This is a genomic window from Pseudomonas sp. NBRC 111132 (assembly GCF_001320565.1).
In the GTDB taxonomy this organism is placed as follows: Bacteria; Pseudomonadota; Gammaproteobacteria; order Pseudomonadales; family Pseudomonadaceae; genus Aquipseudomonas; species Aquipseudomonas putida_P.
In genome coordinates this window covers 76,380-96,783 of sequence record NZ_BCBI01000015.1, presented here as the reverse complement: position 1 = coordinate 96,783, position 20,404 = coordinate 76,380, and the positions used below count along the sequence as shown (strand labels likewise).

Genomic DNA, 20,404 nt, shown 5'->3' with positions numbered 1-20,404 from the left:
GCGACACAAGGCCGCTCCTACAGGGATAGCGTTAATGCGCAGCTTCGGTTGCAACCTCCCCGGCGCTGCGCAGATAGGCTTCGTACAGCGCTGCATAAGCACCGCTACGCCCGATCAGATCGGCATGCGCCCCTTGCTCCACCACCCGCCCATGCTTCACCACGGCAATCCGGTCGGCATCGCGGATGGTCGCCAGGCGATGGGCGATGATGATTGCGGTACGCCCTTGGCACAGTCGGCGCAGGGCGCGCTGGATACGCCGCTCGGTGTGCACGTCCACCGCCGAGGTGGCTTCGTCGAGCACCAGCACCGCCGGGTCGGCCAAGTACGCCCGCACCAGGCACACCAACTGCCGCTGGCCATGGCTCAGGTGCGCGCCCAGTGGGCCGACTTCGGTGTGGTAGCGCTGCGGCAGGCGTTCCAGCACTTCGTCGGCACCCAGCTCGCGGGCGGCGGCCACCAACTGCGCGTCGTCGGCGTCGGGCGCGGCCAGGCGCAGGTTGTCGAGGATGCTGCCACTGAACAGCACGTTGTCCTGCAACACCACGCCCACGTTGCGCCGCAGATCGTGCTGGGCCAGTGCGCGCAGGTCGATGCCATCGAGCCTGATGGCGCCTTGCTGCACTTCGTAGAAGCGCGTCAGCAGCTGCACCAGCGTGCTCTTGCCATGCCCGGAGGGGCCGACGATGGCCAGCACCTCACCGGCGCGGATATGCAGGTCGAGCCCATCGATCACAGGCCGGGGGCTGTTGGGTGCGTAAGCAAAACCGACGCTGTCGAAGTCCACCTGGCCGCGCGCACGGGCCAGCGCCTGCGGTACCCGTGGGTCGAGCACCTGCGGGCGGGTGTCGAGCAGCAGGAAGATGCGCTGGGCCGAGGCACTGCCGGTGGCATAGCGCTCGAACAGGTCCGACAGCTCCTGCAATGGCCCAAGGAACAGGAACACGTAGAACAGGCTTTCGGCCACCTGGCCCACACTCACCTTGCCCTCGGCCAGGCCATGGGCGCCGACCAGCAGCAGTACCGCCATGCCGGTGGTGCTCAGCAATGCGGTGAACGGGGCGAACCAGCCGGCGCGCAGGCTGCCGCGAATCAGCGCTTGGTTGAAGTCCTCCAGCAGGCGCCGGTAACGCGCCTGGTTGCGCTGCTCTTGCCCGCACTGCTGGATCAGCCGCACCCCGCTGACGCTTTCTACCAGGTGCGCGGTGAAGCGGCTGCGTTGTTCGGCCACCTTGGCCCAGTTGCGTTGCGACACGCGCTTGAAACGCCAGGTGGCCACGGCCAGCAGCGGCACTGTGGCGGCCAGGCTGTAGAAGAAACTGGGCTCGATGCGCCACAGCATCACCGCCGCCAGGCCGCAGCGCAGCAAGGCACCCAGCAGCTCCGGCGGACCTTGCACCAGCAGCGGCTCCAGCGCATCCACGTCACGGTCGGCGCGGGAAATGATGCGCCCGGCGCGGGTCTGGTCGAAATAGCTCACCGACAGCGCCTGCACATGGGCAAACACCTTCACCCGCAGCGCGTTCAGCACGCCGATGGCAGCGCGTCCGGCAACGAACTGCGACACCCCGGCCAGCAGAAAACGCCCCAGCCAGCTCGCCGCCAGCCCCAGGCCCAACCACAGCACCAGGCGCTCATCCAGCAGCCAGTGGTCGGCGCTGGGCACCAGGCCATTGTCCAGCAGTTCGCGCACGAACCACGGGCGCAGGAACACGGTGAACACCAGCAGCAGTTCGATGCCGATCACTGCCAGGATCTGCCCGCGAACAGGCCGTAGCAGCGGCAGCAGGCGGTGGAACATGCCACGGTCCAGCGCCTGCCGGGCCAGGCGTTGCTCGGTGTCGATATCGCTGGCAGGGGTGTGCTGCACATCAGTCATGGTCGATCCCCAGCAGGTCGCGGTAATGGGCGTTGTGCGTGCTCAGTTCGGCATGGCTACCGGAGGCACCGATGCGGCCGTTTTCCAGCATCAGCACGCGGTCGGCCAGCAGCAGGGTGGACAGGCGGCTGGTGATCAGCAGCAAGGTCGGGCCTTGGCCACTTGTGCTGTGCAGGCGGCGGATGTTGTGCAGTACCTGGCGTTCGCCCAGTGCATCCAAGGCGCTGGTGGCGTCGTCCAGGCAGAGGATATCGGGTGCCCCAAGCAGCGCGCGGGCCAGGCACAGGCGTTGGCGCTGGCCGCCGGACAGGGTCACGCCACGGTCGCCCAGCGGGGTGTCCAGGCCGTGTGGCAGGCGCTCCAGCACATCCTCGGCGGCGGCCAGGCGCAAGGCTTCACGCAACTGCGCGTCGCTGGCCTGCGGTGCGGCCATGCGCAAGTTGGCGGCCAGGCTGTCAGAGAACAGAAAGCTCTCCTGCGGCAGTACCTGCACGCGGTGGCGCAGGTCGGCCAGGTCAAGGTCGCGCAGGTCATGCCAACCGGTACTGTCACTACCGACCTGCACGCTACCGCTTTGCACATCGGCCAGGCGTGGCAGCAGGCTGGCCAGCAGGCTTTTGCCGGTGCCGGTGGCGCCGACCAGCGCCACCACTTCGCCGGGTCGCAGGGTCAGCGAGCAGTCGTGCAGGATGTGCCGGCCCGCTTCTGCAGCACTGACGTGTACCTGGTTGAGCTTCAGCCCCAACGGCCCGGCGGGCAGGGCGGCATGGCCGCCAATGATGGCCGGGCGCTCGTCCAGCAACTGCCAGATGCGTTCGGCGCTGGCGCGGGCATCGGCAAACGTCTGCATCACCCGGCCAATGCCTTCGATACGGAACACCAGCGTGGTCGCCACCAGCAGCGAGGTGACCAACTCGCCGATGCCCAGCGTGCCGGCTGCCACGCGCTGGGCACCATAGACCAGGATCCACACATGCCCCAGCGCCACCACCGCCTGCGGCAGCGGAATGCGCGAGCTGGCGTAGGCGAGGGCGGTGCGAGCATGGCCGGTGAACACCTCGACCTGGCTGGCAAAACGGGCGATGCGCTGCTTTTCCAGGCCGAAGGCCTTGATTACCCGCACCCCACCAATGCCTTCGGCCAGGTCCTGGCTGACCTGGTCGTAGGCGGCGCCCACGGCACGGTCGAGGGTGACCAGGCGGTCGGTCTGTACCACGAACAGCCACAGCCCGGCACCGGTCAGCAACAAGGGCACCAGGCCCAACAGCGGGTCGTACCAGCTCAACAGGCCAACGGCGGCGATCACCACCAGCGGCGTTTCGATGATCTGCCGCCAGAAGGTGATCAGCGCGTCGCGCACCTTGTCGGCATCGCGGGTGGTGCGGGTAACCAGTTCACCCATGCCGTGGCGCCAGTGGTAGCCCAGGTGCAGGTACTGCACCTGGCTGAGGATGCGCTCACGCAGGCGCGTGAGCAGGGCTTGGCTGAGTACCAGTGACAACACGGCGGCGGCGTATTGCAACAGGCCGCGCCCCAGGGCAATGGCCAGCAGCAGCCACAGCCAGTGCCAGGCTATGCTGGCGTCCAGGCTGCCATCGGCCAGGCGCTGTACGGCGCGGCCGCTGCTGACATCGTCGACCGCGTGGCCGATCAGCCACTGTTGCCAGGCCAAGCCGAGGTTGCCGGCAATGTACAAGGCTGTGACCAAGGCGAAGCGCCAAGGCATTTCGCGATAGATGGCCAAGGCCCGAAGAAGAGGGTGGTTCATGTAAATGCTCGATCAGAATGCGACGCCGCCCCTTGTAGGAGCGGCCTTGTGTCGCGATAGGGGCGCAAAGCGCCCCCCGCCCAAACCCCATTTCAGCGGCGTGTAGCGCCCTGGTTCTCCTTGGCATTGAGCACAGCCGTGTACTCCCCGGGATCCGCCCCGTTCAGGTAGTAGTTGCCGACGTTGTGCAGGCGCCAGCGGATCGGGTCGTGGGTGGTGTGCACCCGGGCATTGCGCCAGAAGCGGTCGAGGTTCCACTTGCTGAGCGAAGCGCTGGCCCCCAGCAGCGAGAACAGGTCGCTGGAAATTTTCAGCGACGCCGCATCGGAATGCGCACGGGCGGTAGCCACCGACAAGATCAGCTCATCCTGCAACGCCTTGTTCTGCGGATCGCGCTCGTGTTCGTCGAACACCCGCGCCGCTTCGCGCAGCACCGACTCGGCGCCGCGTAGCGCCACGGCATACTCGCCGACCTGGCGAATCACATGCGGCTCGTCACTGGCGCGCTCGACGCCGCTTTCCACCCAGGCGCGGGCATGTTCGCGCAGGTACTCGACCGCCGCCTGCAATGCGCCTGCGGCGATGCCGGTGTCGATGGCCGCGTGGAGGATCTGCGGGAAGGTCAGACCGGTGCGTTTCATCGGCCCGCTGCGGCGGGTCAGGTAGCGTTCGTCGAGCACGATATCGTCGAACTTCACCGTGCCGCTCACCGAGTTTTGCTGCCCGAAGGCCTGCCAGTCATCGACCAGGGTCAAGCCGGGGGTGTCGCGGTGCAGCAGCACACCGACGCCGCCGTCTTCGCTGGCGGCAGTCAGCGAGATCCACTCGGCCAGGTAGGAGCCGGTGGAGTAGAACTTGCTGCCGTTGAGTACCCACTGGCCGTCGGCGCGGCGCTCGACGCGGGTCTTGAGGGCGAACTTGTTCTTGCCGCCGATTTCGGCCAGGGCATTGCCGAAGCGCTTGCCAGCCAGCACGTCGGCAATCAGCCGGTCGCGTACTTCATCCGGGTAGCCGGTGAAGATGCCACGCAGCATCACGTTGTGAATCTGCAGCAGTTGGCCGACGCCGCCGTCGGCGGTGGAAACCAGGCGCACGGTTTCGACCACGGTCTGCACCGAGGCACCCAGGCCGCCGAATTCGGCCGGCACGGCGATGGCGGTCAGGCCGCTGCTGGATAACAGCTCGGCTTGGCGGTGGGGGAGCTGGCCGTTGTTGCGCGGGTCGGCGGCCAGCTCGGCGATTTGTGCAGCAACCTGGCGGGCGGCTTCGATGGCTTGAGCTTCGCTGGTGAGGCGGCGGGCGGGGGAGGGTTCTATGGCGCTCATGAAGAGGTCTCGGGTAGGTCTGAAGGGGCCAGTGCGCCTTGGCGCGGTCCCAAGCCCTTGAGCAATATCTTTGCCACCCCCTCTTCAAGCCCCATCCTGCGCGGTCTCTACAACTTTTTGCTGCCCCAGCAGCAGCCGCCTTGCTGATCTGGCAGCACCCCACCCGCAATCTTGCTCCCAATCCAGCACCATGCGCCCTGTCACAACAGCCAGCCCCGCGTAAATCAAGGCTTCTAGCGGTTGGCACGCACACTGCAATGGTGCTTGCACGACGCCCAAGGAGCCTCCCCATGACCCTCGCAACCCCCACCGCAAAACGCCTGGCGGACGACCCGTCCGCCCTGGAGCGCATCTGGTTCACCCGCTGCCCCGTGCCTACCGCCTCTGGCATCGCCTACAAGCTCGGCTGGCTGGAACAAGAGTTCGCCCCCGACGGCCTGCCGGTCTCGACCTTGCAGGAGGCCCGCCAGCTGGGCCATCACCATTACGATCACCAGCTGCCTGGGCTGCTGCGCGAAGGCGGCAACGTACCGGCGTTGGCGGCGCGCGCTGCAGGCTCGCCCAGCCGGCTGATCGGCCTGACCTGGATCGAGGAATGGCAAACCATTCTGGTCCGCCCAGACTCCGGTATTCGCAGCGCCGCCGACCTGCGCGGCAAACGCCTGGCCCTGCCGGCCTGGGGCGACAGCCGCCCCGGCAGCATCGCTCGGGCCATGAGCCTGCACGGCTACAAAGGCGCCCTGGCTTCGGCTGGCCTGCACCTGGATGACGTGCAGTTGGTGGAAGTGGCTCTGCTTGACCAGGCCGACGCCGCCACCCCGCAGTTGGGCCTGCAACGGCTGTGGTCGGGGCTGGAGTACCTGGCGCGCGGTGACGTCGATGCGGTGTACGTGAAGGGCGCGGCAGCGGCTGATGCGGCACGCCGGTTGGGCCTGGTGGTCGGCGTCGACCTCGACCTGCTGCCCGACCCACGCCACCGCATCAACAACGGCACACCGCGCCCGATCACCGTGCACCAGCGCCTGCTCGACAACCATTTTGACCTGGTGGTGCGCTTCCTTGCTCAGACCTTGCGTGCTGCCGAATGGGCAGCCGGCAACCGTGCCGCGCTCAATCGCATCCTCGAAGAAGAAACCCGCGCTGGCAGCCAAGGCGTGGCTGACGCCTACCGTGGCGATTTCCACACCACCCTGGCGCCAGACCTGTCCGAGCAGCGCCTGGCCTTCCTTGGCACACAAAAAGACTTCCTCTACCTGCACGGCTTCCTCGAAGCCGACTTCGCCATCGCCGACTGGGTCGACCCGCGGCCCCTGCAAGCTGCCCATGAACTGCTGGCCCAGCGCCGCGCCTGACCTGACCGGAGATTGAACATGACCGTACTGATCAACGAACGCCCCATCACTGCCGAACTGCAAACCTTCATCGACCAGGTGGTGGCCGAAGCGCAAGCGGCCTTCAGCGTCTTTCGCGAAACCAACACCATCACAGCCAATGGCACGGTCGGCTTTATCGAGCGGGTGCCCGGTGAAGAACTGCTGGTAGCGGTCAACTACGGCGGCCCGTGGAACCACCACAAGCCACTGCAGGCCACGGTGACCGACTTTTCCGGCAACGTCATCGTCGGCAAGGGCAAAGGTGGCCTGGGCCGTTACACCAAGCTGTTCCAGACCCACGCCGACATCACCACCGTGTCACACGTGCACAGCCCGTACCTCGGCGCCTGGGCCCAGACCCACCGTACCTTGCCGTTCCATTATGTGCCGGTGCAGCGCTACCAACTGGCCCGCGAGCTGCCGGTGTACATCGACCGGCGCCAGGCCGAGGTGGACTTCATTCTCGACAAGATCGCCGAGAACCCGTTCAACCTGGCGATCCTGGAAGCCAACGGCGGCGCCACGGTGTGGGGCAAGCAGGGGTTGCGGGCCACGGCGGAGTTCATCCTGTTGCTGGAGGAGGGCGCGCAGATTCAGCTGTTGGCGGACGCCTTGGGTGGGTCGCGGCCTTATGGGCCGGGGGTGCTGACCCAGCAGTGGAAGATGAGCGGGTTGTATGAGCGCGCTACCGAGCTGGGCTTGGTGCCTGGCATCGATCGACGTAGCTGAGCAGATCGCTGGGGGCGCTGCGCGCCCCTGTCGCGACACAAGGCCGCTCTTACCTGAAACAAGGACTCACCCCATGGCAGTAAAGATCCTCTGGTACCTCACCACCCCCGACGGCCCCTATCCCTGGGAGCCCGAAGGCCGCTGGCACACCGATTTCGAGCACCTCAAGCAGTTGGCCATCGCCGCTGACCGCCTGGGCTACTATGGCTCGCTGCTCGGCTCCAGCCCCAACGAAAGCCTGGCTGTGTCGGCAGCGCTGATCGACGCCACCCATCGCCTGCGCTTCCTGGTCGCCCAGCACCCCGGCGAGCTGTCGCCAGCAGTGTTGGCCAAATGGGCACTCACCTTCGACCAGTTTTCCAACGGCCGTCTGCTGTTCAACGTGGTCAACGGCAACGACGCTGGCCTGGCCACCTTGGGCGTGCATTATCCGCACGATGAGCGCTACGACTTCAGTCTGGAGTATTGGCGCGCCTTCCAACGTTTCTACGCCGGAGACACCGCGGGTTACGACGGCCGTTACGTCAAGCTTTCACCCCGTTCGCCAGCCGCCGCCGATCACCCGCTGGGCGGCTGGCACCCACCGAAGCAAACGCCTGGCATCCCGCTGTGGGGCGCTGGTACGTCGGCGCCGGGCGTGGCCCATTCGGTGCAACTGCTCGATGTCTACCTGAGCTTCGCCGACACCCCGCAAAAGCTCGGCGACAAGTTTCGCCGGGTGGCGGCCGAGGCGGCGAAGATCGGCCGTGAGCTGACCTACGGCACCCGCCTGCAGGTGATCGTGCGCGAGACCGAAGAAGAAGCCTGGGCCCACGCCGAGCGCCTGTTGCAGCGCACCTCGCTGGCCACCGCGCGTGCTGCCATCGAGCGCCAGCTGCCGCCGGGGCAAACCTTCGACAGCTACGTCAGCGACGACCCGCGCATTCAGCGCAACCTCGACAGCATCCGCGCCGGGCGCCTGCCCACGGCCCGCGAACTGGAGATCTACCCCAATGTCTGGCTAGGCCCCAGCCTGTTTGGCTTCAACATCCTCGGCCCGGCCGCCGGCACCTACCTGGTTGGCAGCGCCGAGCAGGTCGCCGAGCGCATTCGTGAGTACGAGGCCCAGGGCACGTCGGCATTCATCCTCTCGGGTTTCCCGCTGATCGATGAAGCGCACCGGGTGGCTGACCTGCTGTTCCCGCTGCTGGACCTGGACCATGGCTTCGAGGTGCCGCGCCTGGCTGCGGCCGGCAAGCCGCCCGTGGCACAACCGGCGTAAGGAGAGGGTGATGAGCGAGCTGTTTTCGCGCCGGGTGTTTCTCGGCAACAGCCTGGCCGTTGGCGGCAGCCTGCTGCTTGGCGGCGGGTTGCTCAGCGGCTGCGACAGCGGCGCGCCAGCAGCCGCCAGCGCGGTGCCGACGGGCACGCCGGTGCGTGGCGGGCGACTGCGGGTGGGCATTATCGACGGTGACCAGGCCGGTAACCTCGATGCGCACAAACCGGTGGGTGGCGGCATCATCCGCGGCTGGGCGTTGTACGCCAAGTGCTGGGAATGGAATGCCGATGTCAGCACGCGCCTGGCACTGGCCGAGTTCGCCGAGCCGAACGCCGATGCCAGTGCCTGGACCATCCGGCTGAAGCCTGGGCTGGAATTTCACCACGGCAAAAGTATCACCGCCGATGACATGCTGTTCTCGATCCTGCGCCTGACCGACCCGCAACTGGCCTCGCCATTTGCCGGGCTGGTCGGCGCCATCGATCGGCAGGCTTTGCGCAAGCTGGACGCGCGCACCCTCGAAATTCGCTTCAAGCAGGGGCAAAGCTTCTACCCCCTGGACGAAACCTTGATCAGCTTCGGCGGCATCGTGCCCACTGACTACCACCCGGTGACCAACCCGGTCGGTGCCGGCCCGTACCGGCTGAAAAGCTTCATCCCCGGCCAGCGCTCGCTCTACACCCGCTTCGAAAACTACTACAAGCCCAACCGTCCCTATGCGGATGAGCTGGAAATCATCGAATTCAAGGACCAGGTCTCGCGGGCCGCAGCGCTGCGTGCCGGGCAGATCGACGTGGCCAGTGGTGTGCAGGCCGAGCACAGTGCGTTGCTCAAGGCCGACCCACGGCTGCGGCTGTATGCCTCGCCGACCACCTCGTTCACCGGCTTCAACCTGAACATGGCCAAGGCGCCGTTTCAGGATGTGCGGGTGCGCCAGGCGTTCCGCCTGCTGGCCGACCGCCAGGAGTTGGTGGCGCGTGGCCTGAATGGTTTTGGGCGGGTGGCCAATGACCTGTATTCGCCCCATGACCCCACCTTCAACCATGCCATCGCCCAGCGCCCCTACGACCTGGACCAGGCCCGTTCGCTGCTGCGTCAGGCCGGGCAGAGCGATTTGCGTGTCGAACTGACAACCACGCCGGGGGCCGGTGTCAACGCCGCGCTGGTGTTCGCTCAGCAGGCTTTGAAAGCCGGGGTGCAGGTGAAGGTCAATCAGGTGGATGGGTCCGTCTTCAATGGCCCGCAGCGTGAGCAATGGCAGCTGTCGCCGGGCTCGACTCCGGCCCGCGGCTTTCTCGCATCGGCGTTGCACAACGATGCACCGCAGGCCATCTACAACCGCAGCAATTTCCACGACCCGCGCTTTACCGACCTGTTCCAGCAAGCCCTGGCCCAGCCTGACTTGGCATTGCGCAAGGCCTTGGTGCATGAAGCCCAAACCATCCAGCACGAACGTGGTGGGTTGCTGGTCTGGGGCTTTTCCGACGTGCTCGATGCCGCGTCGGCCAAGGTGGGCGGGCTCACCCCGGAACAGACCACCTTCGCCTCCTGGCGTTTTGACGAACTCTGGTTGAACCCCAATGCCTGATACACGACACACGCCCCGCACACCGGCATGGCTGGCCTGGTTCATCGGCCGACTGGGCTATGGCCTGCTCACCGCGTGGGTGATCACCCTGGTGGTGTTCGTCGCCACCCAGGCGCTGCCCTCGGACCCGGCGCGGGTGATTCTTGGCCCGGATGCGCCGCTGGACAGTATCCTCACCCTGCAACGCCAACTGGGCCTCGACCAGCCGATCCTGGTGCAGTACCTGCGCTGGCTGGGCGCCGCATTGGGCGGCGATCTGGGCATTTCGCTGGACTCCCAGGTACCCGTGGCGCAGCTGCTGTTTGGCCGGTTGGGCCATACCCTGGCCTTGTTGGCCGGGGTGCTGGCGCTGGTGGTGCCGATGGCGCTGCTGCTGGGCGTGAGCCTGGCCCTGCGCCGCGATAGCCGGCTGGACCGCTGGGGGTTGTCGGCGTTGATTCTGCTCAAGGCCACGCCGGGCTTTTTGCTGGCCATCGGCCTGGTGCTGGTGTTTTCCATGCCGGGCATGGGCTGGCTGCCGGCGGTGTCGATCCTTGACCCGCAGTTGCCGTTGTGGCGGCAATGGCAATCGTTGGTGCTGCCGGTAGTGGCCCTGAGCCTGTCGGCACTGCCGTATCTGACGCGCATGGTGCGTGCCTCGATGATCGAGGCGCTGGAGTCCGAGTACGTGATCGCCGCCCGTCTGCGCGGCATCCCCGAGCGGCGCATCGTCTGGCGGCACACGTTGCCCAATGCCCTGACCCCGGCGATCCAGGGCGTGGCGCTGACCCTGCGCACGCTGGTCGGCGGCGCCCTGCTGGCAGAGGTGATCTTCAGTTACCCAGGTATAGGTACGGCGTTGAACGCAGCGATCCAGATGCGCGACCTGCCGATGATCCAGGGCATGGTGCTGGTCATCACCCTGGCGGTGGTGCTGATCAACCTGCTGGCCGATCTGTTGACCGTATTGCTTACCCCCAAGCTGCGTACCGCGCGCCGGGTGCGGATGATCCGCCGTATCCGCCGCGGTATCCGCCCGTGGTGGCGACGCGCGCGCAGCACCCCTGCCCAGGAGGCGACCCATGACTGAATCCCGTTGGCTGGCCGACCCGCAGGTACGGCGTGGCGCCGTGATCACCTTGTTGGTGGCGCTGTTGGCCGCGTTCGGCCCCTGGCTGGCGCCGCATGCTCATACGGCGATGGTGGGGCCGGTGTACGGCCCGCCGGCCGCCGGAGCGCCGCTGGGGCATGATTTTCTTGGCCATGACCTGTTATCGAGGCTGCTCAGTGGCGGGTTATCGGTACTGTGGATGTCGGTTGCCGCAGCCACCTTGGCATTACTGGTCGGTGGCAGCCTGGGCTTGCTGGCCGGGTTCTCGCACCGGCGCCTGGACCAGGCGATCAGTTGGGCGGCGGATGTGTCGCTGGCGTTTCCCGACCTGATCCTGGTGCTGCTGATCGTGTCCATGCTCGGCAGGGCGCCGTGGCTGATCGTGTTGACCGTAGCCATTGCCTTCACCCCAGGCGTCATCCGCCTGGCGCGCGGCAGCGCGGTGGCGGTAGCCGGGCAGGAGTTTGTCGAGGCTGCGCAGATGATGGGTTACCCGCGTTGGCGCATCCTCTTTCAGGAAATCCTGCCGAATATTCTTACGCCCCTGCTGGTGCACTTCGGCAACATGCTGACCTGGGCGGTGGGCATGCTGTCGGGCTTGAGTTTTCTGGGCTACGGGGTGGCACCGCCTGCTGCCGACTGGGGGCTGATGATCAATGAAAACCAGGCCGGCTTGCTGGTGCAGCCGTGGGCCGTGCTGGCTCCGGCGTTACTGATCGGCGTGTTTGCCTATGGCACCAATATCCTCGCCGAGGGCATTGGCCGGGTCAGCGCACGGGTCGGGGAGAAACAGTCATGAATGCGCCTTTGAAGGTCGACAGCGACGTGTTGCAAGTCAGCGAGCTGCGGGTGGAACTGGCTGGGCAGGTCGAGGTGTTGGCCGAGGTTTCCTTCAGCCTGGCGGCAGGGGAGATTGTCGGCCTGGTCGGCGAGTCCGGCTCAGGCAAGACCACCTTGGCCACGGCATTGTTGCAGCATGCCCGGCAGGGCGCGCGCATTGTTGGCGGGCAGGTGGTGGTGGCAGGGCAGTCGGTGCTGGCACTCGAAGGCGAAGCCTTGCGCCTGGCCCGTGGCGGGCTGGTCGGCTACGTGGCCCAGGACCCAGCCACGGCGCTGAACCCGGCGTTGCGCCTGGGGGCCTTGCTGCGTGAAACGCTGCTGGCGCACCAGCCCAAGCTGTCGCGCGACGCTGTGCGTCAGCGCATCGGCGAAACCCTGGTGGAGGTGGGCCTGCCCGATGACGACGCCTTCCTGCGGCGCTTCCCGCACCAACTGTCTGGCGGGCAGCAACAGCGGGTGATGCTGGCGCTGGCGTTCGTCCTGCGGCCCCGGTTGATCGTGCTCGACGAGCCTACTACCGCACTGGACGTCACCACCCAGGCCCATGTGTTGCAGACCCTCAAGCGCCTGTGCCGTGAACACGGTGTGGCGGCGCTTTACGTCACCCACGACCTGGCCGTGGTGCGTGAGCTGGTGGACCGGGTCATGGTGATGTACGCCGGGCGGCTGGTGGAGGTGGCCGGGCGCGAGGCGCTGTTCTGCAACCCTGCGCACCCTTACACCCGTGCCTTGCTCGCGGCTATCCCCGACGTTGCCCGGCGTCAGCCGCTGCAGGCGATTGCCGGGCATGCGCCGGCACCCGGGCAGCGCCCGCATGGCTGTGCGTTTGCGCCGCGCTGCGACCGGCATCGTGCCGAGTGTTCGGTGATCGAACAGTCGTTGCTGACGCTCGACGGCAAGCATCAGGTCGCCTGCCTGGTGCCGCACCAAGAACCGCTGCCCCTTGCGGGGGCGGCTGTCGAGGTTGAATCGGTGCCGAACGAAGCCGTGTTGCTAGAGGTTCGGGAGCTGGATGTCGCTTACGATCGCCAGGTGCTGTTCGATGTTTCATTGCGTGTGGGGCAAGGGGAGTGCCTGGCGCTGGTGGGCGAATCGGGTTCGGGCAAGACCAGCCTGGCCAGGGCCATTGCCGGGCTGGGCGAGAACGTTCAGGGGCAAATGCGTTACGCCGGCGAGCCTTTGGCGTTTGCCGCACGCGAGCGTGATGCCCGTTTGCGTCACCAGATTCAGTATGTGTTCCAGAATCCTTATCGGGCCTTGAACCCAAGGCAGACGGTCGGGCAAACGCTCAGCGCGCCGTTGGCGCACTTTTTCGGTGTGCGTGGTGGTGAGGCGCGGCGTCGGGTCGAGGCGGTGTTGGAACGGGTGTCGTTGCCGGCTCGGGTGGCGGATTTGTACCCGCATAGCTTGTCTGGTGGTGAACGGCAACGTGTGGCGATTGCCCGAGCGTTGATCTGCGAGCCAAGGCTGCTGGTTTGTGACGAGATTACCTCGGCGCTGGATGTGTCGGTGCAGGCGTCGATTCTGGCCTTGCTACAGCGTTTGCAGGGGGAGGGGCTGACCTTGTTGTTCGTCACCCATGACCTTGGGGTGGTGCGGGCGATTGCCGACCGGGTGCTGGTGTTGCGACAGGGGCGGGTGGTGGAGCAGGGGAGTGCCGAGCAGGTGCTTGGGAGGCCGGTTGATGCGTATACCCGGACGCTGGTGGAGCATTCGCCTCGGTTGCGTGTTGGCTTCTAGGTTCATGGCTTGGGGTGTTTGGTGCCTGTGAGATCGAGCGCCGCGCGGGCGGCGCTCGATCTCACAGGTGCTGCATACCCCAAGCCATGAACCCAGAAGCCAACACGCAACCCCAACCCATACACCCCATCCTCACCCCACAAACCGCGCCTGCCGCCGCCGCACTTCCTCGCGCACCGCCGGAATCACCCAGCGCCCGTAATCCACCGTGTCATACAGCGGGTCATAACCGCGGTTGAGAAAAGTGGTCACCCCTAGGTCGACATAATCGAGCAACGCCTGGGCCACCGTTTCCGGCGTGCCCACCAGCGCAGTGGTATCGCCATAGGCACCCACTGCGGTCGCCGTCGGCATCCACAACGCCCGATCATGCCGGTCGGCGCGGGCGGCGGCAGCGAGCAGGCGCTCGGAACCGGTGCCTTTGATGCGCTTCTGCCACGGGCTGTCTGCCGCAAACTGCGGGTTGGCTTTGATCTGCGCGAGGATCTGTTCGGCGCGCTGCCAGGCCTGTTCTTCGGTGGCAGCCAAAATCAGCCGCACCGACAGACTAACCCTGGGTGCGGCTACGCCTGCGGCGGCCGCGGCCGCCTTGAGTTTGCCGATCTGCTCGGCAACACCGCTCAGCGGCTCACCCCACAGGGCATACAAATCCGCATGCTTGACGGCGATCTGGTAGGCGATATCGGACGAGCCACCGAAGGAAATCGGGATATGCGGCTGCTGCAACGGTTTGACCGGTGAAAAAGCACCTTTGATGTTGAAGTAGCGGCCCTCGAAGTCGAACGGTTCCTCGGCGGTCCAGGTGCGGCGGACAATCTCGAGGTACTCGTCGGCACGCCGGTAGCGCTCGGTCTTGTCCAGCAGGGTGTCACCTTCTTGCGGCTCGGCGGTAATACCGGTAATTGCGTGCAGGCGGATGCGCCCGCCGCCGGTGGTATGGTCCAGGGTGGCGAATGCCCGTGCGGCCACCGTTGGCGCTGTCAGGGCCGGGCGGTGGGCGATCATGAAACCCAGGCGTTCGGTGTGCGCGGCCGCATAGGCGGCAATCTGCAGGCTGTCGGCGCTGCCTGGGCCGCTGGCGATCAGCACCCGGTCGAACCCGGCATGCTCATGGGCGCGGGCGTGGTGACGAATGAACGGCAGGTCGAAGTCCGCTGTGCGCACGCCACGGGTCTCGGACCACTGGCGGGGGAAGATCATGCCGACGAATTCAATGGACATGGCTGAGGCCTTTCAGGTTGAGGGTGATCAGAACTGGTAATCGACCTGGGCCAGCAGCGTGCGGCCCGGCATCGGTTGCAGGAAAGTGTTGGTGGAACCTGCCAGGCCACTGACGAAATTCAGCTCGTCGGTGACGTTGAGCATGCGCACCGTTACGCCCCACTGGGGCTGGCGGTAGTACACGGCAAGGTCGAGGTTGTATTCGTCCGGCACTTTCACCGTCTTGCTCAGGTTCAGGTACCAACTGCTGGTCCACCAGCCGGAAAGCTCGACGCCAAACCCCGAATCGAAGCGGTAGTCGACATAGCCGCCGGCGTTGTATTCGGGGATCTGCACGGCATCGAACTTGCCGGACGGGCGCTGGTTGAGGCTGTTGTTGTCGCCGAATACGGTGCCGTTGTCGGGGATGAACCCCGCCGAGGCAAACCCCGCTTGGCTGGTGAACTCGTTGTAGGCACTGATGCGGCTGAGGTTGAGGCCGCCGCGCAGGTGCTGGTCCTGGTAGCGCAGGGTTGCTTCCCAGCCTTTGACGATCAGCCGGGCAATGTTGTTGTTGCTATCCGGCGACTGGTCGCGGGCTTGCCGGTAGGCCGCCAGGGTCAGGAACAGCTGGTCGGGCACTGCCTCCACCTTCAAGCCCACCTCATGCAACACGCTCAGGCTCTCGAAGGCCAGCGGGTTGAGCTGGTTGGCCCCGCTGCCACTGCCCCAGCCCAGGCCGTTGGTGAAGAAGCCGGTGTTCACCGCCAGCGAGCGATCGAAGGTGTAATACAGTGTGCTGTTGTCCGTGGGTTTGAAATAGGGGCTGACCTGCACCGAAAACAACCGGTAGTTGTTCGCGTCCTTGCGCGGGTTGCCGCCGGGCAGCACGAATGGGTTTTCGATGCGTGCGTCTATCCAGCTGCGGCTGGCGCCGACGTTCAGGCCTACACGCTCGCCCAGGCGCAGGTTGTGCTGGCTGAACAGGGTCTTGGTGGTCCAGGTGCTGTCTGCGGTGTACGGCGCCACCGATTCGGCATACAGGCCGTGCCCTGCCGGGTACATGGCGGGCAGGTTGAGCCAGCCGTAATAGCTGGAGAATTGCGGCACACCGGGTTGGCCGATCCAGGCAGCGTTGCCGCCAGCTGGGTTGCGGCCGCTCAGGCCGAGCAGGTCGCCGGGGTTCTTCAAGGTCGGGTCGAGGGTCAGGTCATAGGCGTTGATGGTACTGCCGAAGCTGTTGTTGGCGGCGATTGACTCGTTGCGCTCGCGCCGATAGATCAGCCCGGTGTTGCTGTCGTCGATCAGGGTCAGGTCGCCCAACTGCCACTGGCCGCGCGCGCGGAACTCGAAGCGGTTGTCGAAGATGTCGTCCTTGCCCTGCACCTGGAACGCGCCCACGGCGTCGGTGGTGTCGGTGGAGTGTTGGTAGAAGGTGCTGTTGGCCAGGGTGATCGACGAGGTCAGGTCGCCTTCGACGCGCAGTTGCGTGGTGAAGCGCCGCGAGCGGTTTTCGTCTTGCGCGCGCTGGCCGGTCTGCGATGACAGCGAAGTCAGGCCGTTACCTGCAAGCGAGGGGTCGTAGACCCAACCACGCAGGCTGCCGGGGTTGGCCTGGGTGTTGGGCGAGGCGCCCTGGAAACTGCCGTTGACCACCGCGTACTGGCCCTGGGCATTGCGCTGGCGTTGTACCCAACCGAGGACTTGGGCATCGGCGGCGCCAGAGGACAGCACCGGCGACCACAAGGTATTGCCATTCTGAATGATCGGCGTGGCGCGGCCGGCGTAGTACTTGCCGTGGTCGACCAGGCCCTGGCTGGCGCGGTTCCAGCCGTGGGTGATGTTGTAGTCGTAGTAGTCGTCGTAGGCGGCGTTCCAGTCCACCCGCAGGTTGTCATTGCGCCAGGCGAGGGCGCCGTAGAAAGCGTCGAAGTTGTTCTCGACGTTGTCGTAGAAGTCTTCCTGACGCTGGCGGGTAATGCTTACCCGGTAGGCCAGGTTGTCGCTCAGCGGGCCGGTGTTGTCGATGCTGAACTTGGTGGCATCGCGGGACTCGCCATCGGGGATCCAGCTGCCGATCTCGCCGCTGAGCTTGGTACGAAAGCGGTTGAAATCGGGCTTCTTGCTCAGGTAATTGACGTAGCCGCCACTGCCGCTGACCGAGCCGTAGGTGACCGACGATGGGCCGGCGACGATGTCGGCGCCTTCGTAGGCGTTGAAATTGGCCGGGTGACGTACACCGTAGGCGCGCTGGCCGTCCTGGAACACCTCGGTGTTCTGCCCGCGCATCTGCGGGGCGATACCGGCGTTCTGGCCACCGCCGCGGGTGATGCCGGGGGCGTATTTGACCAGGTCGTCGGAGCTGCGGATCGGGTCGTTGGCCAGTTGTTCGGCGTTGATCTGGGTGACTGAGCGCGGGGTGTCCAGCACCTTGGCTTCCAGGCCGCCATAGATCGAAGCGGGCGGACGGGTGGGCAGGGCGTCGTCGTCGGTTTGTTCGGCCTGCACGGTGACGGTTTGCAGTTGGGTGTCTTCGGCGAAGGCCATGGGTGTGCTGGTGGCCAGGATGGCCAGCGCCAGGGCGCTAGGCTGGAATTTTGGGTGCAGCAAGGTAACGCGGGGCATTGGCTGGGCCTCGTTCAAGAGTAGGAATGTGGGAGAAACGAGGGCGCAGCCGCGCCTGCGGTTGGTATTGGGTACACGCGGTCCCTGTAGGAGCGGCCTTGTGTCGCGATAGGGCCGCAAAGCGGCCCCGGCAATCTATGTATCGACGCTGAAATCCTGGGGCCGCCTTGCGGCCCTATCGCGACACAAGGCCGCTCCTACAAAAGGCAGACCGCGTAGTAACAGGGTCAGGTTTTCAGCCACAGGCTCTCGAACCGCCAGGTACTGAACAGCGACTGCTCTGCCTGCGCGCCACCCACGCGGGTGCTGACACTGTCGAGCAGGTCGGCAAAGCCCCAGATCAACATGCCGCCGCGTTCGTATTGAATGCGTTGCGCCTGGTGCACCAGGTTCTTGCGCTTCTCCAGGTCTGGCTGGGCCATGGCGGCGAGAAAGGCCTGACTGAATTCGGGGTCGTTGAAGTGGGTCTTGTTGGCCACGGCGAATGGCGCATCGGTGTGAATCGCGCTGGCCAGGAACGGCGCACCGATGCTGCCACCGGTACTCAAGGTCCAGTCATCGCGCTGCGGCCCTTGGAAGGTGGCCAGGTCGACCTGGCGCACATTGAGGGTCACACCGATACGCCGGGCCTGCTCGGCCAGCACCAGGGCCGAAGCCAGCCCCGGCCCTGGCGTGGTCACCAACTCCACCTGCAACTGTTCATGGCCGGCTTCGCGCAGCAACTGGGCTGCGCGCTGCGGGTCATGAGGGCGTGGGCCGATGCTGTGGTCGAAGGTGGGGTCGAACGGTGCATACAGGTCGTTGGCCACCCGGCCTTGGCCATTGAGCGCACGGCGCACCAGCTCGTCACGGTCGGCCAGCAGGCGGAATGCCTCGCGCACGCGCGGGTCGTCGAACGGCGCCTTGGCGGTGTTCATGTCGAACGACAGCCAGTTGCCGCTCACCGACTTCAGCAGGCGCAGCCGTGGGTCGGCTTGCAGCACCTGCAGGTGTTCGGTGGACATGACGTTGGCCATGTCGATCTGCCCGGCCCGCAATGCCGCCAGGCGGCCGGTCTGGTCCTTGAAGTCGATGATCTCCAGTTCATCGGCATAAGGCTTGCCGGGTTTGTAGTAGTTGTCGAAGCGGGTGAACAGTGAGCGCTGACCTGGGGTGAAGCTTTTCAGTTTGTAAGGCCCGGCGCCGACCGGGTTGGTGACTGGGTGGTAGTCCACCGGCACGATGCCGCCGAAGTTGACCCAGGTCTCCGGCAGCGGCAGGTAGCTGCGCCCTTCGCGAAAGCCCAGGCGCACGGTACGGTCGTCCAGCTTGACCAGGTTGTCGCGGTCCACCCAGTGCAGCAGCGCCGCGTAGGGCGAGGCCAGCTGCGGGTCGGTGAGGCGGCGGATGGAGAAGATCAGGTCGTCGGCGTCGATGGTCTTGCCGTGGTGGAACTCCAGCCCCGGCTTCAGGCGCAAGGTCCAGCTGCTGGCATCGGCATTGGGCTCGGCGAACTCGGCCAGGGCCAGGCGCGGCTGCATCTGCTCGTCCCATTCCCACAGCTTGCTGTACAGGGCAAAGCCACGCACGATGCCGCTGCCGATGGGCTTGTGGGCGTCGAGGTTGCCGCTCTGGTTGCCGTCGATGATGCCCAGGCGCAGGCGCCCGCCATGGCGTGGCTGGTCGGCCACGGCATGGGTTGGGCCGTCGGCGGGGCCGCAGCCGGCCAGCAACCCGCCGGCCAGCACGCCGGCGTGGCCAAGGAAACTGCGCCGGCTCAGTGGGTAACCGTCCCTGGCCATGGCGTCAGGCTCCGTTGCTGGCGTGCAGTTGCACGGGTTCGGCTACAGGGCGGGCAAGGGCTGCGCGCTGGTCACGAAAGTGCGGCAGGATGTGCTCGCCGATGCGGTAGGCTTCTTCCAGGTGCGGGTAGCCGGCCAGGAAGAACAGATCGATGCCTATGCCGTGGTACTCGCGGATGCGCGCCACTACGTTGGCGTAGCTGCCTACCAGCGCGCAGCCGGGCGGGATGCCGATGTAGCCGAAGCCGGTCCACACATTGGGGTGGATGAAGAAGTCGTCGAAGGCCTGTTGCTCGTCCTTGTCGTTGTAGTCGTGCTCATAGCTCAGTTTGCGTGCCGTGCGCAGGCCCGCATGGGCAGCGCGAGCCTTGACCGTGCCCTTGGCCACGCCTTCGTCGAAGAAGCGCTTGGCCTCGGTCAGTGCCGCCTCTTCGGTATCGCGAGCGATCACGTCGATGGACAGGCCAAAGCGAATATCGGTGCGGCCCCACTACAGCGCGCGGGCGCGGATATCGGCGATCAGCGCGGCAATCTCGTCCGGGTGCTCGGCGCGCATCAGGTAGAAGTCGGCGTGCTTGGCCGCGAATTCGCGCGCTGCCACCGACGAACCTGCCGTGCAGATCAGCGGCAGCTCGGCTTTTTTCAGCGGGCCGCGCAGGCCACCGCCCTCGGCGCGGTAGTAGGTGCCTTGGTAGTGGAACTGCTCGTTGTGCCAATAGCCGCGCACCATGTCCATGAACTCGGTGGCGCGGGCGTAGCGCTGGTCATGGTCTTCGAAGTCACCGACCTGGCGCTGGATGGCATCCGAACCGCCATTGATGATGTTCCAAACCAGGCGATTGCCAGTGGCGCGTTGGTAGGTCGCGGCCTGCTGCACGGCCACCCATGGGGTGTAGTGATAGGGCTGGAAGGCGGTGACGAATTTCAGCGTGCGGGTTTCACGGGCCAGCAGCGAGCACACCGTCCACGGCTCTTCGCCGGTGGGGGCATTGACCATCAGCGCGCCGCCAAAACCGTTTATTTCAGCGGCGCGGGCGATTTGGCCGAGGTAGTCGATGTAGGTGAAGTGATCACCCACGGCAAACCCCGACACCGCACCGGTGCTGGGCCCGCCCGCATGCCAGTCGCCGCGGTTGCGCGGGTCGCCGGGAAGGAACTGGGTTTCGCCATGCAGGGGCAGGCGGGTGAAGAATTCGATGCTCATGGGC

Annotated in this window: 13 protein-coding genes and 1 pseudogene; 7 read left to right on the top strand and 7 right to left on the bottom strand. The window is 66.0% G+C overall.

Going from position 1 to position 20,404, the window contains the following annotated elements; translation table 11 throughout:
• Positions 1 to 31: 31 nt before the first annotated feature.
• The 3 genes from APH35_RS09935 to APH35_RS09925 form a co-directional block, all read right to left on the bottom strand.
• Entirely contained in the window at positions 32 to 1,879 is a 1,848-nt protein-coding gene (locus APH35_RS09935) for an ABC transporter ATP-binding protein (RefSeq protein WP_060514716.1), read from the bottom strand.
• The gene (locus APH35_RS09930) at positions 1,872 to 3,647 is read right to left on the bottom strand and encodes an ABC transporter ATP-binding protein (RefSeq protein WP_060514715.1); all 1,776 of its coding nucleotides are present in this window, start codon (positions 3,645 to 3,647) and stop codon (positions 1,872 to 1,874) included. Before APH35_RS09930 ends, APH35_RS09935 begins: the two co-directional genes overlap by 8 nt.
• Before the next feature lie 92 nt (positions 3,648 to 3,739).
• A complete protein-coding gene (locus APH35_RS09925; RefSeq protein ID WP_012272963.1) occupies positions 3,740 to 4,972 on the bottom strand; it encodes an acyl-CoA dehydrogenase family protein in 1,233 nt (410 codons plus the stop codon).
• A gap of 290 nt (positions 4,973 to 5,262) precedes the next feature.
• Here APH35_RS09925 and APH35_RS09920 point away from each other — a divergent pair, with 290 nt between their 5' ends.
• The 7 genes from APH35_RS09920 (at position 5,263) to APH35_RS09890 (ending at position 13,590) form a co-directional block, all read left to right on the top strand.
• The gene (locus tag APH35_RS09920; protein WP_012272962.1) at positions 5,263 to 6,324 is read left to right on the top strand and encodes an ABC transporter substrate-binding protein; all 1,062 of its coding nucleotides are present in this window, start codon (positions 5,263 to 5,265) and stop codon (positions 6,322 to 6,324) included.
• An 18-nt stretch (positions 6,325 to 6,342) separates the two neighbouring features.
• Complete coding sequence (locus APH35_RS09915) at positions 6,343 to 7,074, top strand: class II aldolase/adducin family protein (RefSeq protein ID WP_012272961.1); 732 nt, start codon at positions 6,343 to 6,345, stop codon at positions 7,072 to 7,074.
• Between the two features lie 73 nt (positions 7,075 to 7,147).
• On the top strand, positions 7,148 to 8,335 hold the full coding sequence (locus tag APH35_RS09910) for an LLM class flavin-dependent oxidoreductase (RefSeq protein WP_060514714.1): 1,188 nt from the start codon (positions 7,148 to 7,150) through the stop codon (positions 8,333 to 8,335).
• Positions 8,336 to 8,345: 10 nt separating this feature from the next.
• Positions 8,346 to 9,920: an ABC transporter substrate-binding protein gene (locus tag APH35_RS09905; RefSeq protein ID WP_060514713.1), complete on the top strand. Its 1,575-nt coding sequence runs from the start codon at positions 8,346 to 8,348 to the stop codon at positions 9,918 to 9,920.
• On the top strand, positions 9,913 to 10,989 hold the full coding sequence (locus APH35_RS09900; protein WP_060514712.1) for an ABC transporter permease: 1,077 nt from the start codon (positions 9,913 to 9,915) through the stop codon (positions 10,987 to 10,989). The genes APH35_RS09905 and APH35_RS09900 overlap by 8 nt, the downstream gene beginning before the upstream one ends.
• Positions 10,982 to 11,809 (top strand): ABC transporter permease, encoded by an 828-nt coding sequence (locus APH35_RS09895; protein WP_060514711.1) that lies wholly within the window; start codon positions 10,982 to 10,984, stop codon positions 11,807 to 11,809. Before APH35_RS09900 ends, APH35_RS09895 begins: the two co-directional genes overlap by 8 nt.
• The gene (locus APH35_RS09890) at positions 11,806 to 13,590 is read left to right on the top strand and encodes a dipeptide ABC transporter ATP-binding protein (RefSeq protein ID WP_060514710.1); all 1,785 of its coding nucleotides are present in this window, start codon (positions 11,806 to 11,808) and stop codon (positions 13,588 to 13,590) included. The genes APH35_RS09895 and APH35_RS09890 overlap by 4 nt, the downstream gene beginning before the upstream one ends.
• A gap of 132 nt (positions 13,591 to 13,722) precedes the next feature.
• Here the strand turns inward: APH35_RS09890 and APH35_RS09885 are convergent, their stop codons facing one another.
• The 4 genes and pseudogenes from APH35_RS09885 to APH35_RS09870 form a co-directional block, all read right to left on the bottom strand.
• On the bottom strand, positions 13,723 to 14,811 hold the full coding sequence (locus tag APH35_RS09885) for an LLM class flavin-dependent oxidoreductase (protein ID WP_012272955.1): 1,089 nt from the start codon (positions 14,809 to 14,811) through the stop codon (positions 13,723 to 13,725).
• Between the two features lie 27 nt (positions 14,812 to 14,838).
• Entirely contained in the window at positions 14,839 to 17,415 is a 2,577-nt protein-coding gene (locus APH35_RS09880; RefSeq protein WP_012272954.1) for a TonB-dependent receptor, read from the bottom strand.
• Between the two features lie 227 nt (positions 17,416 to 17,642).
• Positions 17,643 to 19,196, bottom strand: coding sequence for an ABC transporter substrate-binding protein (locus tag APH35_RS09875; protein WP_060514709.1), 1,554 nt, complete (start codon positions 19,194 to 19,196; stop codon positions 17,643 to 17,645).
• 4 nt (positions 19,197 to 19,200) lie between these two features.
• Positions 19,201 to 20,400, bottom strand: a pseudogene (locus APH35_RS09870) (LLM class flavin-dependent oxidoreductase).
• Positions 20,401 to 20,404 lie beyond the last annotated feature (4 nt).